The following is a 16,445-nucleotide window of genomic DNA, read 5'->3' as shown; positions in this document are numbered from 1 at the left end:
ATTGTCATCCTAAAGTGACAAAGTGTCATTTTCCCTTACAACAACACCCCACGGTAGGAAGCGACGGAATGACGGATGGTTGCTTCGTCTCCCTGGCGGATCAGGGTCATTATCCGGCACTGCATTTTGCGAATCTGGCGACGGCTGGGATTGATGGTGGTTGCGCTGATGCGTTTGCCCAGCCAGGTCACGGGGCGCTTCGTGGTGTGGATGGCGGTGTGCGGGTGTTTAAGGTGCAGGCGGCGATGGTCCCACAACCAGATTGCCACCGCCTCCCGGGTCTCCCGCAACTGATCATGGGAGTTCGAAAAAAAAATCATGTCGTCCATGTAACGGTGATAAGCGGGAATTTTGAGGATCCGTTTGACATGATGATCCAGGCCGGAAAGATAATGGTTCGCCTGCCATTGACTGGTCAGATTGCCGATGGGCAGACCACAACCGACGGGTGGAAAACCGGGTGGAAACCCCAGAAAGGTGCCGATTTCCGGTTGACGGTACAGACCATCGCCGCTGCGGCAAATGATTGCAAGCAGTTCCAGCAAACGCCGATCCTTGATGCGCCGGGCCATCACCCGTTCCATCAGGAGGGTATGGTCGATGCTGGGGAAATAGTGGCGAATGTCCAAGGCCAGCCGCCATGAAAACCTTGCCATCGCTCCCATGCAGGCGATCTGCGCCCGATGACTGCCCCGTCCCGGCAGACAGGCCCAGGTTTCACGAATCAATCCCGGATCCAAAAGTGGCGAAAGGACTCGGTATATGGCATGATGCACGATCCGATCCCGGACCGGGGCGGCGGCGACCAGACGGCGCTTGGGTTCATGGATCATCTTCAACCGGTAGCCCGAAGGGGTATAGGTCTCTTCCGCAAGTTGCTGGTGCAGGAAGAAAAGTTCCCGGGTTACCTGCCATTCGAACTCCATGACCGAAGGGCGGTTGCGTTTTCCCCGGCGAAATTCCAACCATGCCCGCCAAAGGTTGATTGGAGACACGAGTTCATCGAAAAGATTGGCGATCCGGCGCATTATGACCTTTGGGATCGAGCCTGCCCGGACGCTCGGAAGATCGTTCCTACGAGAACGGGCAGGCAGGGAATGTTTTGGCGCAAACCTTTGCGCCCGGGGCGCTTCTGCACGACGGAGGTGTCCGGCGTGTTGGCGGGGGCGGCGAGGCGAAAGCCCAGATTGTCGTTGCGGTTGCCCGCAAGGTTGTCGTTGCGGTTGCCGACCCGGAGGTTGGAAGCCGGGTTGTTCCAGGACCCGCCCCTGGGGATCCATGACCCAAAGATAAACGCAGTCGCGAAAAAGCGGATCGAAGCGTCCCTGAGATCAAGGGTAACGCGCCTTGCCCCGGTTGGCAAGCCTGTATGCATCCGATCAACCCGATTGCGCATGGGTTTTCTTGATCCATCCTCCCAACTGCCGTCCCACCTGATGGGCTATTTCAGCCAGGGCCAAAAAAGATTCCTCTTCCAACCATTCCATTTCCAGGGCCAGAAGAAGCTGTCCACGCAAGGTTTGCAGTTCGGCGTCGGCGGCGATCAGATGTTGTTTCCGGTCAAAACCGGCCAGGGCCAGGATGACATGGTCCAACAGACGCAACACCCCCTCCTGCAATCGGCGTCCCAGGGGAGACCGGTTCAACGCAGGTACATCGGCAAGCCGCAGGACCATGGCGGCAAGTTTCATGGTATCGCCATGAATGGGGGCGGGCTGCGTCATTGGCCAAAAGAACCGGGAAAAAAGCCGGTCAATCCTTCATGCCGTTTTTTGCGGGATCGTTTTTCCTGACTGGCGGCGAGCGCGGCCAGTTTGGGGATCAGTTCCGCTTCGATTCGTCGGGCCAGGTCCTTGCGCATCGCATCGTTGGCTTCTCCCGTCAGGAGCAAAAAGGTTACCGCATCCGCCGCCGCTTCCCGGGCTTCGGTAAAACGTGCCTCTTTTTGCGGTGGCTGAAAGGCATGACATCCCCGGCAAAGCATTTTCATCGCCTCGAACAGGCACATCTTGGCCGGATCTTCTCCACCCAGGTGGCGTTCCACGGCCCGGAACAGTTCCTCTCCCAGGGCAAAAGCCCGAAGATCGGTGACGGAGTAGGTTTTTTTCTCTTTTTCCTTTTCACGGGACGCCACTCCCTTTTCCGTGGCGACCGGTTCCCGGGCCATGACCTTTTCCACAGGTGCGGTCGCCTCTGCCATCGCCTCCCGGGCCGTGGTGGCGCGGCGGGCCAGGGTCTGGCGCTGGCTGTCGGACAGGGGGAGGGAACCCTCTTCGATGACCCAGCAGCCCTTCTCTTTTTTGGCCTTCAGCGTGCCCGACTTGATCAGATACCGTATCTGTCGGGGCGTCTTGCCCAGAACAATGGCCGCTTCGGAAAGTGACAGATCCAAAGTGACAAATTCCTCTCTTTTGTCAGTTTGTCACTTTACAAAGTGACATATTGCCCATGACAATGACAACAAAGTGACAAAATATCCGTATAAACGACACATTTGTTAGTCAAAATGACAAAAACAGACATTTTTTTGTCATTTTACAAAACCAGGGGGCTTCGCCCCCTGGACCCGAAAATCAAAAAAAACAAAAAAATCAAGAACCAAGGCTGGCGGGGGCGGCGAGGCGAAAGCCCAGAACGCCGCCGCGGCCGCCCGCAAGGCTGACGTAGCGGAGGCCGACCCGGAGGCCGGAAGCCGGGTCGAACCAGGACCCGCCCCTGACCACCTTCGGTGGCCCGTACTTCTTGACACGTTCATCACCGATCCCACCTTCCGTCCACGGACTCGCACTCCATTCCCAGACGTTTCCTGCCAGATCGCAATGGCCATGAGGGCCGTTGTCTGCGGGATAGATGCCCACCGGGCTGGGTGCGTCAATCTTGCCAGCATCATAGTTGGCCAGTTCCGGAGTCGGTTGCTCCCGTCCCCAGGGATAGTCACCTTGTCGGTGGGTGGCTGCCCGTTCCCAATCTTTTTCTTCGGGCAGATGGAAGGGGATCCCTCTTTTTTTGTGCAACCAATGACAATAAGCCCAGGCCTCGTACCACGAAACCCCAACTACCGGACGGTTGGGATGGTTCAGTTGTGCCAACCATTCACTCGGTTCGCTCCATCCTTCCGCCTGGCGAAAAGTCCAGGCGCGCTCCTCCTGCCAAAAATCGGGCGTGTCGTAACCGCGATCCTCGATAAATCGTTGATATTCCATCACCGTGACCAGATACTTCCCCAAACAAATGTCGGTTTCGGGGACAGGGATCATGTTGTTTTGCCATTGATCTTCCGCAAGGCGCGAATCGCCCCCCTGGCCCAGGGCTTCCGCCGCCGACAGGCGTTCCGAAACAGGCACTTTCCGTGCTCCTGCGACGGTGAATATGGCCGTGGCACGTTTCAGGACATCCAGATACTGGCCGCGGATCTCCGGATCGGGTTGATATTGATACGCCTTCATCGGTTCCAGGATGCGCCCCAGAATGCCCGCCTGCCGGGCGGCATCGACCAGTGTGGTCCCGGAATATTTGTTCAATACCTGGGACAGAAGGTCATCCACCCGGCGTTTTCCCCCTTCATCAAAAAGCACTCCCGGCAACAGGTTGACCGTCTCCCGCCATTGGGCGTTGAGCAGTTGTTTTTCGATCACCTGCCACCAGCCCTCATCACTCTTCCAGGCCAGTTCCTGGGCGGCCAAATATTCCTGAAAGGTCAAATGCCAAAACCGGATGCGGGTTCTGGAAGGTTCTTCCAGGATGCCACTGTGAAGCGCTTCAAAACGGACCCAATCCCGCACCTGCCGCAGGTCGGGGAGCGGTGTGGGGAAATGGCGTCGAAACAAGGGCCACGCCACCTTTGCCGCCTCTTCCAGGTCGCAGATCGCCTTCTTTCCATCTTCTTCTCTCCCCATCATTGCCAGGGCGATGGCGGCGAAGGCCTCCAGGGCGTAACGGTCGGTATAGTGTCGTTCCTTGCGCAAATGTTCCCGGCTCCCCAGCAACCATCGAATCACCGCCTTGTAGACCCGTGCCCGTCCCTCGGGCAGTTCGCCCTCGTTCCAGTGGATCACACACAGACAGGTCAACATGACCGGATTGGCGGCAAGCAGACGGATGGCAGGACTGTTCAGAATGGCTGCTTCCAGTTTTTGTGCATGCTGACGTGCTTCACCCTCGGGTTGTTGCCCCGTGGCATGGATGGCCGCCGACCAGCGACCGATAAATTTTTGCGTGGCTTCGGCATCAAACGGTTCGATGACGGCCCGATGGAAACCGATCTCTGCCAACCGTTCCGCGCCGAAGGGACGGCTGGTGACGATGATGCGGCAGTTGTTCCATCGATTTTTCGCGCTTTGAACGATTGAAAAAAACCGTTCACGCACAGCGTCATCCGCCACCTCGTCCAACCCATCGAGGAGCAGGAGCGCCCGTCCATTCCGTAACAATTGTTGCCAATGATCGCGCCATGCCGGATCTTCACTGGCGTCGGGGGTGGTTTGCAAAAGGTCCAACAGACGATCACAATCATCGGCCCTTGTACCGCTTTTCCTGTCGGTCAACAGGGTGGCCAATTCAGAAAGTTTCAAAAAAAGTGGCGTGTATGGTTCTGGATCATCCATTCCCAGATAACGTTTTCTCCAGGTGCCGCCTTCGGGACAGACCACTTCCAACAGGTCCTTGGCCAGCGTGGCGGCAGCCAGATGGAGAAAGGTGGTTTTCCCGGTACCGGGCTGGCCTTCGATGAAGAGATGGCGGTGTCGGGGCAGGAGGTCGGCCAGATTGACCTCGCGAATGCGATCCAACACAGCCTCCGGTCCGGTCGTGGAATCGCGAGGTTGACTTTCTCGCGTTTTGAGCGTCGTGAACAGTTGCTCGATGGGATACAGATTGGCCAGTTTTCCGCGTCCGCCACCGGAACCAATGCCGCTGATCTTGATGTACTGCGTCCGGTCACGCAACGATTGCAACCAGGGGGTCAAATCCTGGAGTTGGGGTTGGAACACCGAAGGGGGGATTTTTCTTTTGATCCTTGAAAAAATATCTTCTTCGACCTGAATGCGGCACGGAATGGCGTCACCATGTTTGACGATCAGTTGTTCTTCGATCCAGGGACGGTTTTCGGGAAACGCCAGGTTGGGATGTGATTTTTTTGGATGATGGTTCCATTGATTCCAAAAAGTGGCCGATGCAACCAGGGCCAGGGGATCATCCGGGCGTTCTTTCAATAGTTCCCTGATCCAATCGTGGTCAACCAATCGTTGTGCCTGGGTCAGTGCGTCTCCCAGATATTGATCACCCACCAATCCGACCTCCCCCAGGGTCAACCCGAGCCGGAGACGCAATGGTTCCTCTCTCGAATGTTGTTTTTTATCCGCATATAAAAAAGTTTCCAGATTCAAGGCGAAGCGCAGGGCCACCGGTATGGGATAACCGTTCAAGAACAGATAATAACCATCTCCGGTGCCATGGCGGCGAATGACCTGCTCCGGATCGGCAAAACCAATCATGGGCTGGATGCTCTCCCGGATCCCCTGTTGCAAACGTTTGAGATGATCGGTTTTGGTGTCCCGGTTTCGTGTGGAGAAACCGGCCATATCGATCAGAACGATTGGAATGGATTCTTGAATCTGCTCCATGAATGTCCTCCATGATGAGACGATGATCATGAGATGATACAATCATTGGTATCGGATCGTCATGGATCATCATGTCATCGGCCTCTTGTCATGGTCACCAAAGAAGGGGCGATGTGATTTTCATGGACGCAGGCAAGAGTTTTGGCGAACATTCGTAACTGCCCAGGTACCCCCAGGGCCCAGAATTATTGAAAGAAAAAAGGGGTCTGGGGGATTGCCCCCAGGGTTTTGACTTTGTTTGTAACTGCCCAGGTACCTTGTTTCTCCAATCAAGGGAACGCCGTCTCCGTTACCATTTTTTGCACTGTTTCTGTGTCTGTCGCAGATTTTCCGGGGAATCCAGACGGGCATGCGCCGCCGTCAGGCGATCCTTGAGAAGTTTGAACAAGGGAGTGGTCTGGTTTTCGATGCGGGTCAGGAGTTCCTGTTCCGTTTTTTTCGGCGAGCGCGTCGCCATGGCGGGAATGTCGGCGGCGATGGCGGACAACCGCCGCTGCAACCAATCGCGCATCCCACCCCCTTCACGGTCGAGAATCGCGACATGCCCTTTTTCGTGACGCAGAATGGTCTCGTAGGGACAGCCACCGGGAGGATAGCGCCGATCGATGAATACCGGAGTCGCGCCAAAACCATAATCGAGCGTCAGTTCGGTCAAATGGACGCACCGCTCCTCCCGATCGCCACGGGAAGCGGTCATGAAGCGTGCCGAAACCTTCCAGTACAACGCCGATTTGGTCAGCCCCACCGAATGGGCCCCCACCGTCTTCCGGACCATCATGGCAGAGATTCGTTCCCGGCTCTGATCATTGTCGAATCGCGGACGCGCTGCCTCGAAACGGACACGCACCCGAACGACCTCCCGATCACGCAAACAAACAGTCGAAGCCCCCGCGACGCCTTCGGCAAGGAAAAGCATCGGCAACCAAACCAATCGCAATCCCCAACCCCGGATCATTCTCCGCATGAACAATCGCCTCTTGGGCAGAATGCCAAGTCGAAATCTTTGGGAATCGCATCCCCATACCCCGACAGATCAACGGTTCAAGAGGCGGACCCGTGGAAATGAAAGGTATTCTTTCCAGCCTGTTTCGCGTAGTACATCGCCGCATCGGCTTTTTGAATGAGAAGATCGATTTCCTGGGCATCGTCGGGAAAGAAGGCAATGCCGATGCTGCCGGAAATGGAGGCCTGACGCCCGTCAAGATCAAAGGGACGCGCCAGTTCCTGAAGCATGTGACGAGCCACCTTTCCTGCATCGGCACATTCCCTGAGATCGGCCAGGATCACCGCGAACTCGTCGCCACCGAGACGCCCGACCGTGTCGGATTCGCGAACGCAGGAAAAAAGACGCCGCGCCGCTTCCTGGAGAAGAAGATCCCCCGCGACATGGCCCAGGGTATCGTTGACCCATTTGAACCGGTCAAGGTCGATGTAGAGCAGTGCCATCGAACTCCGGTCCCGCCGTGAGCGGGCCACCGACCATTCAAGCCGGGAATGAAACAAAACCCGGTTGGGAAGTTGCGTCAGAGGGTCATGGTTGGCCAGAAATCGCAGTTGCTCCTCGTCCGCCTTTCTTTTGGTGATGTCGGTGAAAATGGCGGCGAACTTGACCACATCCTGCTTTTGATCGCGAATGGTGGCGATGGAGAGCCATTCGGGATAGAGATCCCCGTTTTTTCTCCGATTCCAGATCTCCCCTTCCCATTTGCCTTCCGTCAGCAACCCCTTCCACATTGCCGCATAAAAGGCCCGATCATGCCGGCCCGAATGCAAAATATTCGGGGTTTTTCCCAGAACTTCCTCCATCGAATATCCAGTGATGCTGGTGAAGGCGGGATTGACCATGACAATCCGATTGGTCGAGTCGGTCACCATGACCGCCTCGGTGGCATTGTCAAGCACCGTGCCGGCAAGACGGATTTCATCTTCGAGCCGCTTGCGCGCCGTTATGTCCAGGGAATACTCGACGATATGGGTCACCTTGTTGCATTCATCGAACATGGGCATCCCATGGACCTCGTAATCGCGCGGCTGGCCATGGTCGTCATAATGCAGGTGTTCGGCGACCGCCGGTTGTCCAGTGCGGACCACTTCCGCCAGCGGACAGACATGGTCGATCTGGTCGCAGGGAACCGCCGATTGGTGGGTCAATTCATGGCAGGTCGTCCCCTGGTGGTTGGCCATGACGTAGGCGTTGGCCATGGTGACCCGATAATTTGTGACATCGACGACATAAAAAGGATGCTGCAAGGCATTGACGATGTCCTGAAGATATTTACGGGCGTGGGCGTTTTCCCTGCTGGCCCTCTCGGCGGCATCCCGTGCCAGTCGCAACCGTTCGGCAGTCGCCTTATGCTCCGTGATGTCACGCAGGGAGGCGACGAAGGCCGGTTGCCCTTCCCACTCGGTATCGGCGACACTCATTTCGACCACGACCGTCGAACGATCGGGTTTGACCACGTCCAGTTCAGCACATTCCCCCTCGGCCATCGGATAGCCGAAATAAAAACCATCGCGGACCTGCTTCCAACCGAAGATATCCGCCACTCTGGGATTGGCGTATCGCACCATTCCGCCGCAATCGACCACCAGGATGCCATCCCGATTGTGTTCGACGACGTTGCGAAATGCCATGGTGCTCGATTCCAACAGCGTATTCTTCAAGCGTAATTCGTTTCTGGCCCGACTCCGTTCGATGGCATAGCGGATGGTGCGTATCAACACCTTGCCCTCGTCGATCACATCCCCCTTGACAAGATATTCCTGGGCCCCGGTATGAAGAGCGCGGACCGCCGTCTCTTCATCGGCCATCCCCGTCAGGACCACCACCGGCAGATCGCGGTGACGCGACTGGAGACGGTCGAGCGTTTCCAACCCCATGCTGTCGGGAAGATTGAGATCCAACAAGACGACATCGAAGACATCCCGTTCAAGACATTCCAGGGCAGTCTCCAATTCTCCGGCATGACTCAGGGTGAATTTCCCCGTGCCATGATCCAGAAACATTTCCTCGATCAATCCCGCTTCCGCCGGATTGTCCTCGACCAGAAGTACGTTGGTACGGTGTTCCATGGCCTCGATCATCCTCGCTCGTTACCATCCTGCGCGACACCGATGCAGGAAGCCCCTGTGGCGATTCAAACCCCATCCAACCTCTTTTTCGACCCTCGATGGCTTAACAGAGTTCAAATCAATTGACAAGGTGATTTGCCACGGCTGTGGCATTTCAGAAAATCAAAGCCTCCCGGACCGAGGATCTCCTTGCCGCCAAGTCCCCTGGATTGGATAAGGTCTATTTTTTTACTCTTCTTATCGTACCGGCGAGTCCGCGCCGCTCATTTCTTGTGGACTTCCTGGCTTGCATCGAAATGCAGAACCATTGTAGGATGTGATATTTATTTAAATAAATCAACATGAATCCATGAAAATACAAACTCATGATAAAAAAGTTGGGAGCGGTTGATCATGAAACAACAAAAAGTAAGGAAGGAATATTATGAGAATGAGGACACCGGTGTCGAAGAGGAGTCCTCCAGCATCCTCGATCAGGATCTCACCAAGCCCTACGACCCAAACAAGATTCGTGTTGACAGCAAACCGTATTCCATTCGCCAGATTCTGGACATGATCGACCAGGGGGAGATGGATATCGCTCCCGACTTCCAGAGGCGTCGCGTCTGGCAAAAGGATCAGCAATCCCTTCTGATCGAGTCGATCCTGTTGCGCATTCCCCTGCCGGTCTTTTATTGTTCCGCCGATGGCGAAGGGCTGTTGCAGGTCGTGGATGGGGTGCAACGGCTCTCCACGATCCGTTCCTTTCGCAAGAACGAGTTTGCGTTGGATCGGCTGGAATATCTACAACATGAACTGCAAGGAAAGTATTTTTCCGAATTGGAAAAATCCTTGTGGTCACGGCGATTCATGAGTACGACCCTGGCCGTCAACGTCATCGATCCACAGACCCCAGACCAGGTCAAATTTGATATTTTTCGACGTCTCAATACGGGTGGGACACCGCTCAATCCCCAGGAAATCCGTCATTGCATCAGCAAACCCCGCACACGGGAGTTCCTGGCAAAACTTTGTTCACATGAGACATTTCACAAGGTAACAAGAAGCAAACTCAAGGACCACGTTCGCATGGTCGATCGGGAAGTGGTATTACGCCACTGCGCCTTCAGGGGGCTTGAAAATATTTCAGACTATTCGCACATGAACGGGATCGATGACCTCCTGACCCGGACGGTGCATGATTTGGGAAATCCGTCCAAGGTTCCGGATCGCAGGCTTGACGAACTCGAACGCGGATTTTCGTTCGCCATGGAGCAGGCACTCCAACTCTTCGGGGAAGATCATGCCTTCCGGAAATGGTACACGCACTCCGACGAAATCCACCCGTTCAATCGCGCCCTGTTCGATGTCTGGTCGGTGATGTTGACCAGGGTCAACGCCACATGGCTCAAGAAACATACCGCCCAGGTCGTCAAAGATGCGCGCCGATTGATGACCGACGATGATAATTTCATCAGCGCCATCACTTCCGGTACCGGAAAGTACTCCCAGATACAGGAACGATTCACCAAGGTCCAGAAACTCCTGCAAGCGGGACTGTCATGATCACTGCTTTGCAATGCACCGATTTCAAAGGAATTGGTGGAATTCGTTTTGCATTTCGGTCACTCACCGTTCTCACCGGAACCAACTGCTCCGGGAAAAGTTCCATTCTCCAGGCCATTCTTCTTGGCCGCCTTGCGACACTGGCCCAAACCGAGGCAACGTCCCGGTCCCATCAGGCAGTCGTACCTCTGAATGGACCGTTCGGCCTGAACCTTGGCAGCGCCGGGGAAATATTTGCTACCCGGAACCAGTCGCGTGATAAAATCACGATTGCCATGGAGGAAAACAGAGATCAAACAGTTGAAACACATGTCTTTATCTTGAAGTCCTTGAATTTATCGGACCGTTTTCTCCACTGCGAGGACGCCCCGACCAACCCGCCATCATTCTTGATCGATCGGACTCCAGGTCTTTTCACCTACCTGTCGGCACTGAGAGATAACCTTGAAGATGTTCAGATGTTCGGTTCCGTTCCCGATGCAAATCTGGCCCTGGGGTGTCATGGCGAAAACATCGCCGAGGTCCTGCGCATTTTTGGAAAGAGCGCGGTTTTGGAAGCACTGCGCCACCCACGTACCCAATCTCTGAGTACCTTGAGCATACAGGTAGAGCAATGGATGAGCGAATTCGTCCCCCGGGTCAAGCTTCGGGTGGAAATCTGCGCCGGACTCGATGCGGTAGGACTGCGGTATCTGCAAGGGGGGTATCGGAATGATTGGGTCCGTCCGGCAAATACCGGTTTCGGCTTGACCTACTGTTTGCCCATCGTGGTGGCGGGGTTACTGGCCCGTCCTGGATCATTGTTCATCGTCGATAGTCCGGAAGCCCATTTGCACCCCGCGGCACAATCGGCGATGGGACAGTTTCTTGCCCGTCTTGCGGCCCAGGGAATCCAGGTGGTGATCGAAACCCACAGCGACCACATCATCAACGGCATTCGTCTGGCTGCCGTTCACCCCGAACATCCTTTCCAATCCAGGGAGGCCCAGTTCCACTTTTTAGATCGGAACGATGATGAATTACGCCACCATTCCATCACCATGACGGCATCGGGTGGTCTGTCCGAATACCCCGGCAGGTTCTTTGATCAAAGTGAAATCGACCTGCGACGAATTATCGATGCCAGAACGGCAAAACCATGATTCCAGTCCATCTGGCCATTGACGAGGTGCGCATGACCTGGGCCGGCGGATCCGGACCTGATGTCACCCAAAGCCTGGAATCCTTTTCCCGACTCTTCGACCGGGCCAGGAAAGATGGCTGTATCCTATGGAAAGACAAGGCTATTTACGAAACGATGGTAGTTCCGGGAATGCGCATGGTGGATGTTCTCTTTACCGCCGAGAGTCCTTTGGATCGCGATTTGCAAAATGCCTTGATGATACAGCTTGACCGGTGCCGTGCTCTTGAAGACCTTGATGAACCGGCACGACCGACGGTGGCGCGAATGGCAGTTTGGCGTTCCAGGAAAGAAGCAGCGGGCTGTCTGTTCCTGTTGGGAAATGACAGCGATTCTCCATGGGATGTCACGGACGAACAGTCGCTCATGACCTGCTATCGCGCCGTTCCGGAGTTGGTTGACTGCCCGGAGGATGAATTCATCGAACATGCGGCCCGTTCCTTTCCGCAGCTGGCCTTCAAACCGGGCCTTGCCAGGGAGTTCGATCGGTTTGACGAGCCCTATCGTATCCTGCGACATAAGGTTGGTACCGCCCTGGCAATCCTCAATGACCAGGGCCGGAGGATTCGCCTGGAACATTCCGACGAAGCCTTGGTTAAGGTCCTCTCGGCGGCGATCGGCTTCCCCACTACCAGGGAATCACCCCAAACGCACGGAAACCGCAAAGCGATGGACGAAAGAAAAACCTCATTCGGTGGTCGAACTTTCTTTTGTGAATGGCATGTCAAATTCAGGCCAAACATTGATCGAATGTACTTCCATTTCGGATTTCCAGATGTCGCGGACGGACGCATTCTGATCTGCCACTTCACGCGACACTTCAGGACATGATCATTTGCATCACGTTCGATGCATCAATCCTATCGCCTGCCGCGCGACAAAGGGATAGTCCTACGAAAATAATTGATTTAACTTATTTTCTCTTGCCAGAGTTCCTCACTTGGCGGAAAATGGCCCGGAGTTTGGAATTTTCCGGTATTCATGAACCCCGGCCATGAATCATTCTCGCCAAACCTGCCTTTTCCCTGGTCGAAGGTGGTCCGCATGCATCGTCAGGAATCGATCCCTGTTTCAGGCAGGCCACCGGACAGAAAACGCATCGGTGAAGAAACCTCATGCGGCAACCCGACCCCCTCCCATGACAGGGAGGACGCATCCTCCCTCGATCGTCCACACCCCAAAACCACGCTCCCCGAACCTCCTGTTCTTCTTGTGCTTGGCGAAACCCGCGAAGGAAGCCAGGAAGTTCTCTCGCTGCTGCGCCGGCGTATCGAGGGGACAATCCTTTCCGCCCACTCCGAGGCTCATGCCATCGAGATCGCCGCACGGCATCATCTGGCGTTGTTGATCCTCGACGGAGATCGATGGCTCGAAGGACATCACGAATTCGCCCGCGACCTCAATGCCCTCAACGAATCCCACCCCCCCTGTCTTCTCTACCTGGTCACCGACCCCCATCGTGCCTTGGGAACCACCCTGGAACCCGGTCCGCATCGTTTCGATCTGGTTCCCAGACCCGTTCAGGAACCCCTGTTGCTCACCAAGATCCGCGCCTGCCTCGATCTTCATTCCCTCGAAATTCAGCGGGATCAGGCCAAAACCGATTTCAGGCAGATCATGGAACGGCTCGTGGAGCGGGAAGAACGTCTGCGAACCCTCAAGGAAGTCAACGAAACCCTGCAACAAAAAAACAGCCAGCTGCATCGGGAGTTGGAACAATCCAACCAGGGACTGCAACAATTCACCTACGCCGCCTCCCATGACCTCCAGGAACCCCTGCGGCTCGTCTCGGGATATGTGCAACTCCTGGCCAGGCGCTACCGTGGCGCCCTCGACACCAAGGCGGACAGCTACATCGATTTCGTTTCCGATGGCGTTCGCCACATGCAGGCCCTGATCGACAGTCTGCTTGAATTTTCCCGGATCGGCACCCACTCCGGCGACATCGTCCCCACCGACTGCGAACGGATCCTCCTTCAGACGCTCCAGTCGCTCAACACCACCATCACCACCCGTTCGGCCCGGATCACCCACGATCCCCTCCCCATCGTACACGCAGACCCCGGACAACTGTTCCAGGTGTTTCGCCATCTGCTCGACAATGCCCTCAAATTTCAGGGTGATCAAACCCCGGAAATTCACATCGGCGCCCACCGGGAAGGGGCGAAATGGATCTTTTCGATCCGTGACAACGGCATCGGCATCGCCCCCCAATTCGCCGAACGGGTTTTCCTCATCTTCCAGAAACTCCATCCCCGTTCCCGGTTTCCGGGAACCGGCATCGGCCTGACGATCTGCAAACGGGTCGTGGAACGTCATGGCGGTCGCATCTGGGTCGAACCGGGCGAGGCCCAGGGGACACTCATGCGGTTTTCCCTCCCCGAGGACCCGAGCGAACTGGAATGATCCCCTCCCCAGGCAACCCCCAACTGGCGCGCTTCGTCCTTCTGGTCGGCATCATGGCGGCAGTCGGCATCCTTTTGAGCAGCATTTCGATCGTCATCCTCTATGAAACATCGTTCGAACAAAACCGGTTGCGCCTGACCGAACTCGTCAAAAGCCGCGTCGGATTGATCGATGCCATCGCCAACCATACCCGGGAACAGGCCATTTTCCAGGGAATCCGGTCGCGACGGCAGATGATCGAAGCGACCATGGCCCAACTCAGAGAGGCGCACGACAAATTCATAGGATTCGGCGAGACCGGCGAATTCGCCATGGCCCGGATGGAAGGCCGGGAAATTGTCTTCACCCTCAAACAAAGGCACAGCAACCATGACAAAATCGCCCGGGTTCCCTTCGATTCCGAAAGTGGCGAACCAATGCGGCAGGCCTTGATGGGGCGTTCGGGGGTCCTCATCGGACTGGATTATCGTGGCGTCGCGGTACTGGCCGCCCATGAACCGATTCCCATCCTCGGGATGGGAATCGTCGCCAAAATCGACATGGCGGAGATTCGTTGGCCGTTTTTCAAGGCTGGATTGGTGGTCGCCGGGATCGGCATGCTGGTCATCCTCGCCGGGGCCTCCCTGTTTTTCCGCATCGCCACCCCCATGGTGCAACAACTCATGGAAACCTCCGCCCTGCGCCAGGGCAGGACTGCCTTGATCGAAGCCCGCCTGGCCCTGGAGGAAAAAGCGGTATCCCTGGACAACATCCTGCGCACCGCCACCGATCTGGCCATCCTCGCCACCGACCTTGATTTTCGTATCAAATATTTCAACCCCGAGGCGGAACGCCTTTTCGATCGTGCCGCCGCCACCGTCCTGGGACACACCGTCGATGCCATTCACCAGGAACTGGGAGTCCCCCCCCAGCGCCTCGCCCACGGTATCGGAGAAGTCCGCCGCCACGGCCACCATTCCTTTTCCATCGGGCAGACCATCAACGGAGAACCTCGCATTCTGGATGCACGGGTCTCCGCCATCCTCGACCGCGAAAACCGCACGACCGGTTTCCTGCTCATGGTTCGCGATGTCACCGATGCCCGAAAGGCCCACGAAGCCTTCGTCCGTTCCGAACGAAAATACCGTCTTCTCGTCGAATCGGCCAACGACGCCATCCTCATCGCCGATGCCGACTCGGGAATCATCGTCGATGCCAATTCAAAGGCGGGTGAACTCCTGGGGCGTCCCGTCTCCGAAGTGATCGGCATGCACCAGACCGCCCTTCATCCGCCCCATGAGATCGAACGCTACCAACAACTTTTTCGCGAACACGTCCAGAAAGGAAAAGGGCTGCTCTCGGGTGTTTTCATCGTGCGGCGGGACGGCGGCGAGGTTCCCGTCGAAATCTGCGCCGGGGTGACCGATCTGGGAGATGGCCGGATGATTCTGGGAATCTTTCGCGATGTCACCGAACGTCATCTGTTCGAACGCTCCCTCCAGGAGGAACGGCGAAAATTCCAGGCCACCTTCGAACAGGCGGCGGTCGGCATCGCCCATCTGGCCCCTGATGGAACCTTTCTCCTGCTCAACCAACGCTACTGCGACATCCTCGGGTACTCCCGGGATGAACTGACGGCACGGCATTTCCAGGAGCTCACCCTTGCCGACGAACGGGACCAGGACAGGCTTCGATCAAGGGAAATGATCGCCGACAGGATGACCCATTATGCCGCGGAACGCAGGCTGTTGCACAAGAACGGTCATTCGATCTGGGTCATGCTTTCGGTCTCGCCGATTCGCGACGACCAGAAAAACACGGTGTTTTTCGTATCGGTGATCGAAGACATCTCCGAACGCAAGGACCTCGAAGAACGGCTGCTCACCCTGAACCAGGATCTGGAACGGCGGGTGGCGGAACGGACCCGCGATCTGGAACGCTCCAATCAGGATCTGCAACAGTTTGCCTCCGTGGCCAGCCACGATCTTCAGGAACCTCTGCGGCTGGTGACCGGATTTGTCCAACTGCTGGAAAAACGCTATCGCGACCAATTGGACGAACAAGCCAACCGCTACATCGCCTATGCGGTGGATGGCACGCATCACATGCAGAAACTCATCAACAACCTGCTGACCTACGCCCGCATGGGGACCCGCAACGACACCTTCACCGACACCGACATGAATCAGGCCATGGATCAGGCCCTGTCTCATCTGACGCAGTGGATCAGCGAATCCCAGGCCACCATCACCCGCGACCCCCTCCCGACCCTCCAGGCCGATGCGCCCCTGATGATCCAATTGTTCCAGAATCTTCTCGGCAATGCCCTCAAATTTCGTGGGGAACATCCCCCCGTCATCCATGTCACGGCGGAAAAAAACGCTTCCCAATGGATTTTTTCGGTCACGGACAACGGCATCGGCATCGACTCCCGTCATCATGAACGCATTTTCCTGATCTTCCAGAGGCTGCATTCCAAGGCCCGCTTCGAAGGGACGGGCATCGGACTGGCCCTGTGCAAGCGGATCATCGAACGCCATGGAGGATCCATCCGGGTCGAATCGACCCCAAACCAGGGCAGCACCTTTCTTTTTTCCCTCCCCGATCACCCGTCCGATGATCAAGGTCAAAGGGTCGCGTAG

13 protein-coding genes are annotated in these 16,445 nt (G+C 56.3%); 6 read left to right on the top strand and 7 right to left on the bottom strand.

Going from position 1 to position 16,445, the window contains the following annotated elements:
• Window positions 1–35: 35 nt before the first annotated feature.
• Window positions 36–995, bottom strand: coding sequence for an RNA-directed DNA polymerase (locus tag HQL76_05740; GenBank protein MBF0108657.1), 960 nt, complete (start codon window positions 993–995; stop codon window positions 36–38).
• A gap of 107 nt (window positions 996–1,102) precedes the next feature.
• On the opposite strand from HQL76_05740, the gene HQL76_05735 reads away from it, so the two are divergent.
• Complete coding sequence (locus tag HQL76_05735; protein MBF0108656.1) at window positions 1,103–1,282, top strand: hypothetical protein; 180 nt, start codon at window positions 1,103–1,105, stop codon at window positions 1,280–1,282.
• 97 nt (window positions 1,283–1,379) lie between these two features.
• Here the strand turns inward: HQL76_05735 and HQL76_05730 are convergent, their stop codons facing one another.
• From HQL76_05730 to HQL76_05710, 5 genes are all read right to left on the bottom strand, one after another.
• The gene (locus HQL76_05730; protein ID MBF0108655.1) at window positions 1,380–1,724 is read right to left on the bottom strand and encodes a four helix bundle protein; all 345 of its coding nucleotides are present in this window, start codon (window positions 1,722–1,724) and stop codon (window positions 1,380–1,382) included.
• Entirely contained in the window at window positions 1,721–2,392 is a 672-nt protein-coding gene (locus HQL76_05725; protein MBF0108654.1) for a hypothetical protein, read from the bottom strand. The genes HQL76_05730 and HQL76_05725 overlap by 4 nt, the downstream gene beginning before the upstream one ends.
• Window positions 2,393–2,591: 199 nt before the next feature.
• The gene (locus HQL76_05720) at window positions 2,592–5,621 is read right to left on the bottom strand and encodes an SUMF1/EgtB/PvdO family nonheme iron enzyme (GenBank protein MBF0108653.1); all 3,030 of its coding nucleotides are present in this window, start codon (window positions 5,619–5,621) and stop codon (window positions 2,592–2,594) included.
• A 289-nt stretch (window positions 5,622–5,910) separates the two neighbouring features.
• Complete coding sequence (locus HQL76_05715) at window positions 5,911–6,585, bottom strand: hypothetical protein (GenBank protein MBF0108652.1); 675 nt, start codon at window positions 6,583–6,585, stop codon at window positions 5,911–5,913.
• A 77-nt stretch (window positions 6,586–6,662) separates the two neighbouring features.
• A complete protein-coding gene (locus HQL76_05710; protein ID MBF0108651.1) occupies window positions 6,663–8,693 on the bottom strand; it encodes a diguanylate cyclase in 2,031 nt (676 codons plus the stop codon).
• 393 nt (window positions 8,694–9,086) lie between these two features.
• Between HQL76_05710 and HQL76_05705 the strand changes: the two genes are divergently transcribed.
• Window positions 9,087–10,238 (top strand): DUF262 domain-containing protein, encoded by a 1,152-nt coding sequence (locus tag HQL76_05705; protein MBF0108650.1) that lies wholly within the window; start codon window positions 9,087–9,089, stop codon window positions 10,236–10,238.
• Window positions 10,239–10,297: 59 nt separating this feature from the next.
• On the opposite strand, the gene HQL76_05700 is transcribed toward HQL76_05705, so the two are convergent.
• A complete protein-coding gene (locus tag HQL76_05700) occupies window positions 10,298–10,549 on the bottom strand; it encodes a hypothetical protein (protein MBF0108649.1) in 252 nt (83 codons plus the stop codon).
• 18 nt (window positions 10,550–10,567) lie between these two features.
• Between HQL76_05700 and HQL76_05695 the strand changes: the two genes are divergently transcribed.
• The 4 genes from HQL76_05695 to HQL76_05680 all read left to right on the top strand — a co-directional run bounded on the left by HQL76_05695 (window position 10,568) and on the right by HQL76_05680 (window position 16,445).
• Window positions 10,568–11,380: a DUF3696 domain-containing protein gene (locus HQL76_05695; GenBank protein MBF0108648.1), complete on the top strand. Its 813-nt coding sequence runs from the start codon at window positions 10,568–10,570 to the stop codon at window positions 11,378–11,380.
• The gene (locus HQL76_05690) at window positions 11,377–12,249 is read left to right on the top strand and encodes a hypothetical protein (GenBank protein MBF0108647.1); all 873 of its coding nucleotides are present in this window, start codon (window positions 11,377–11,379) and stop codon (window positions 12,247–12,249) included. Before HQL76_05695 ends, HQL76_05690 begins: the two co-directional genes overlap by 4 nt.
• A gap of 150 nt (window positions 12,250–12,399) precedes the next feature.
• The gene (locus HQL76_05685; GenBank protein ID MBF0108646.1) at window positions 12,400–13,824 is read left to right on the top strand and encodes a hypothetical protein; all 1,425 of its coding nucleotides are present in this window, start codon (window positions 12,400–12,402) and stop codon (window positions 13,822–13,824) included.
• Window positions 13,821–16,445 carry a PAS domain S-box protein gene (locus HQL76_05680; protein ID MBF0108645.1) on the top strand — a complete coding sequence of 875 codons (2,625 nt, stop codon included), beginning with the start codon at window positions 13,821–13,823 and terminating at the stop codon, window positions 16,443–16,445. Before HQL76_05685 ends, HQL76_05680 begins: the two co-directional genes overlap by 4 nt.

Source organism: Magnetococcales bacterium (genome assembly GCA_015228815.1).
GTDB lineage: Bacteria > Pseudomonadota > Magnetococcia > Magnetococcales > UBA8363 > UBA8363.
This window is presented reverse-complemented; position numbering and strand designations above follow the sequence as displayed.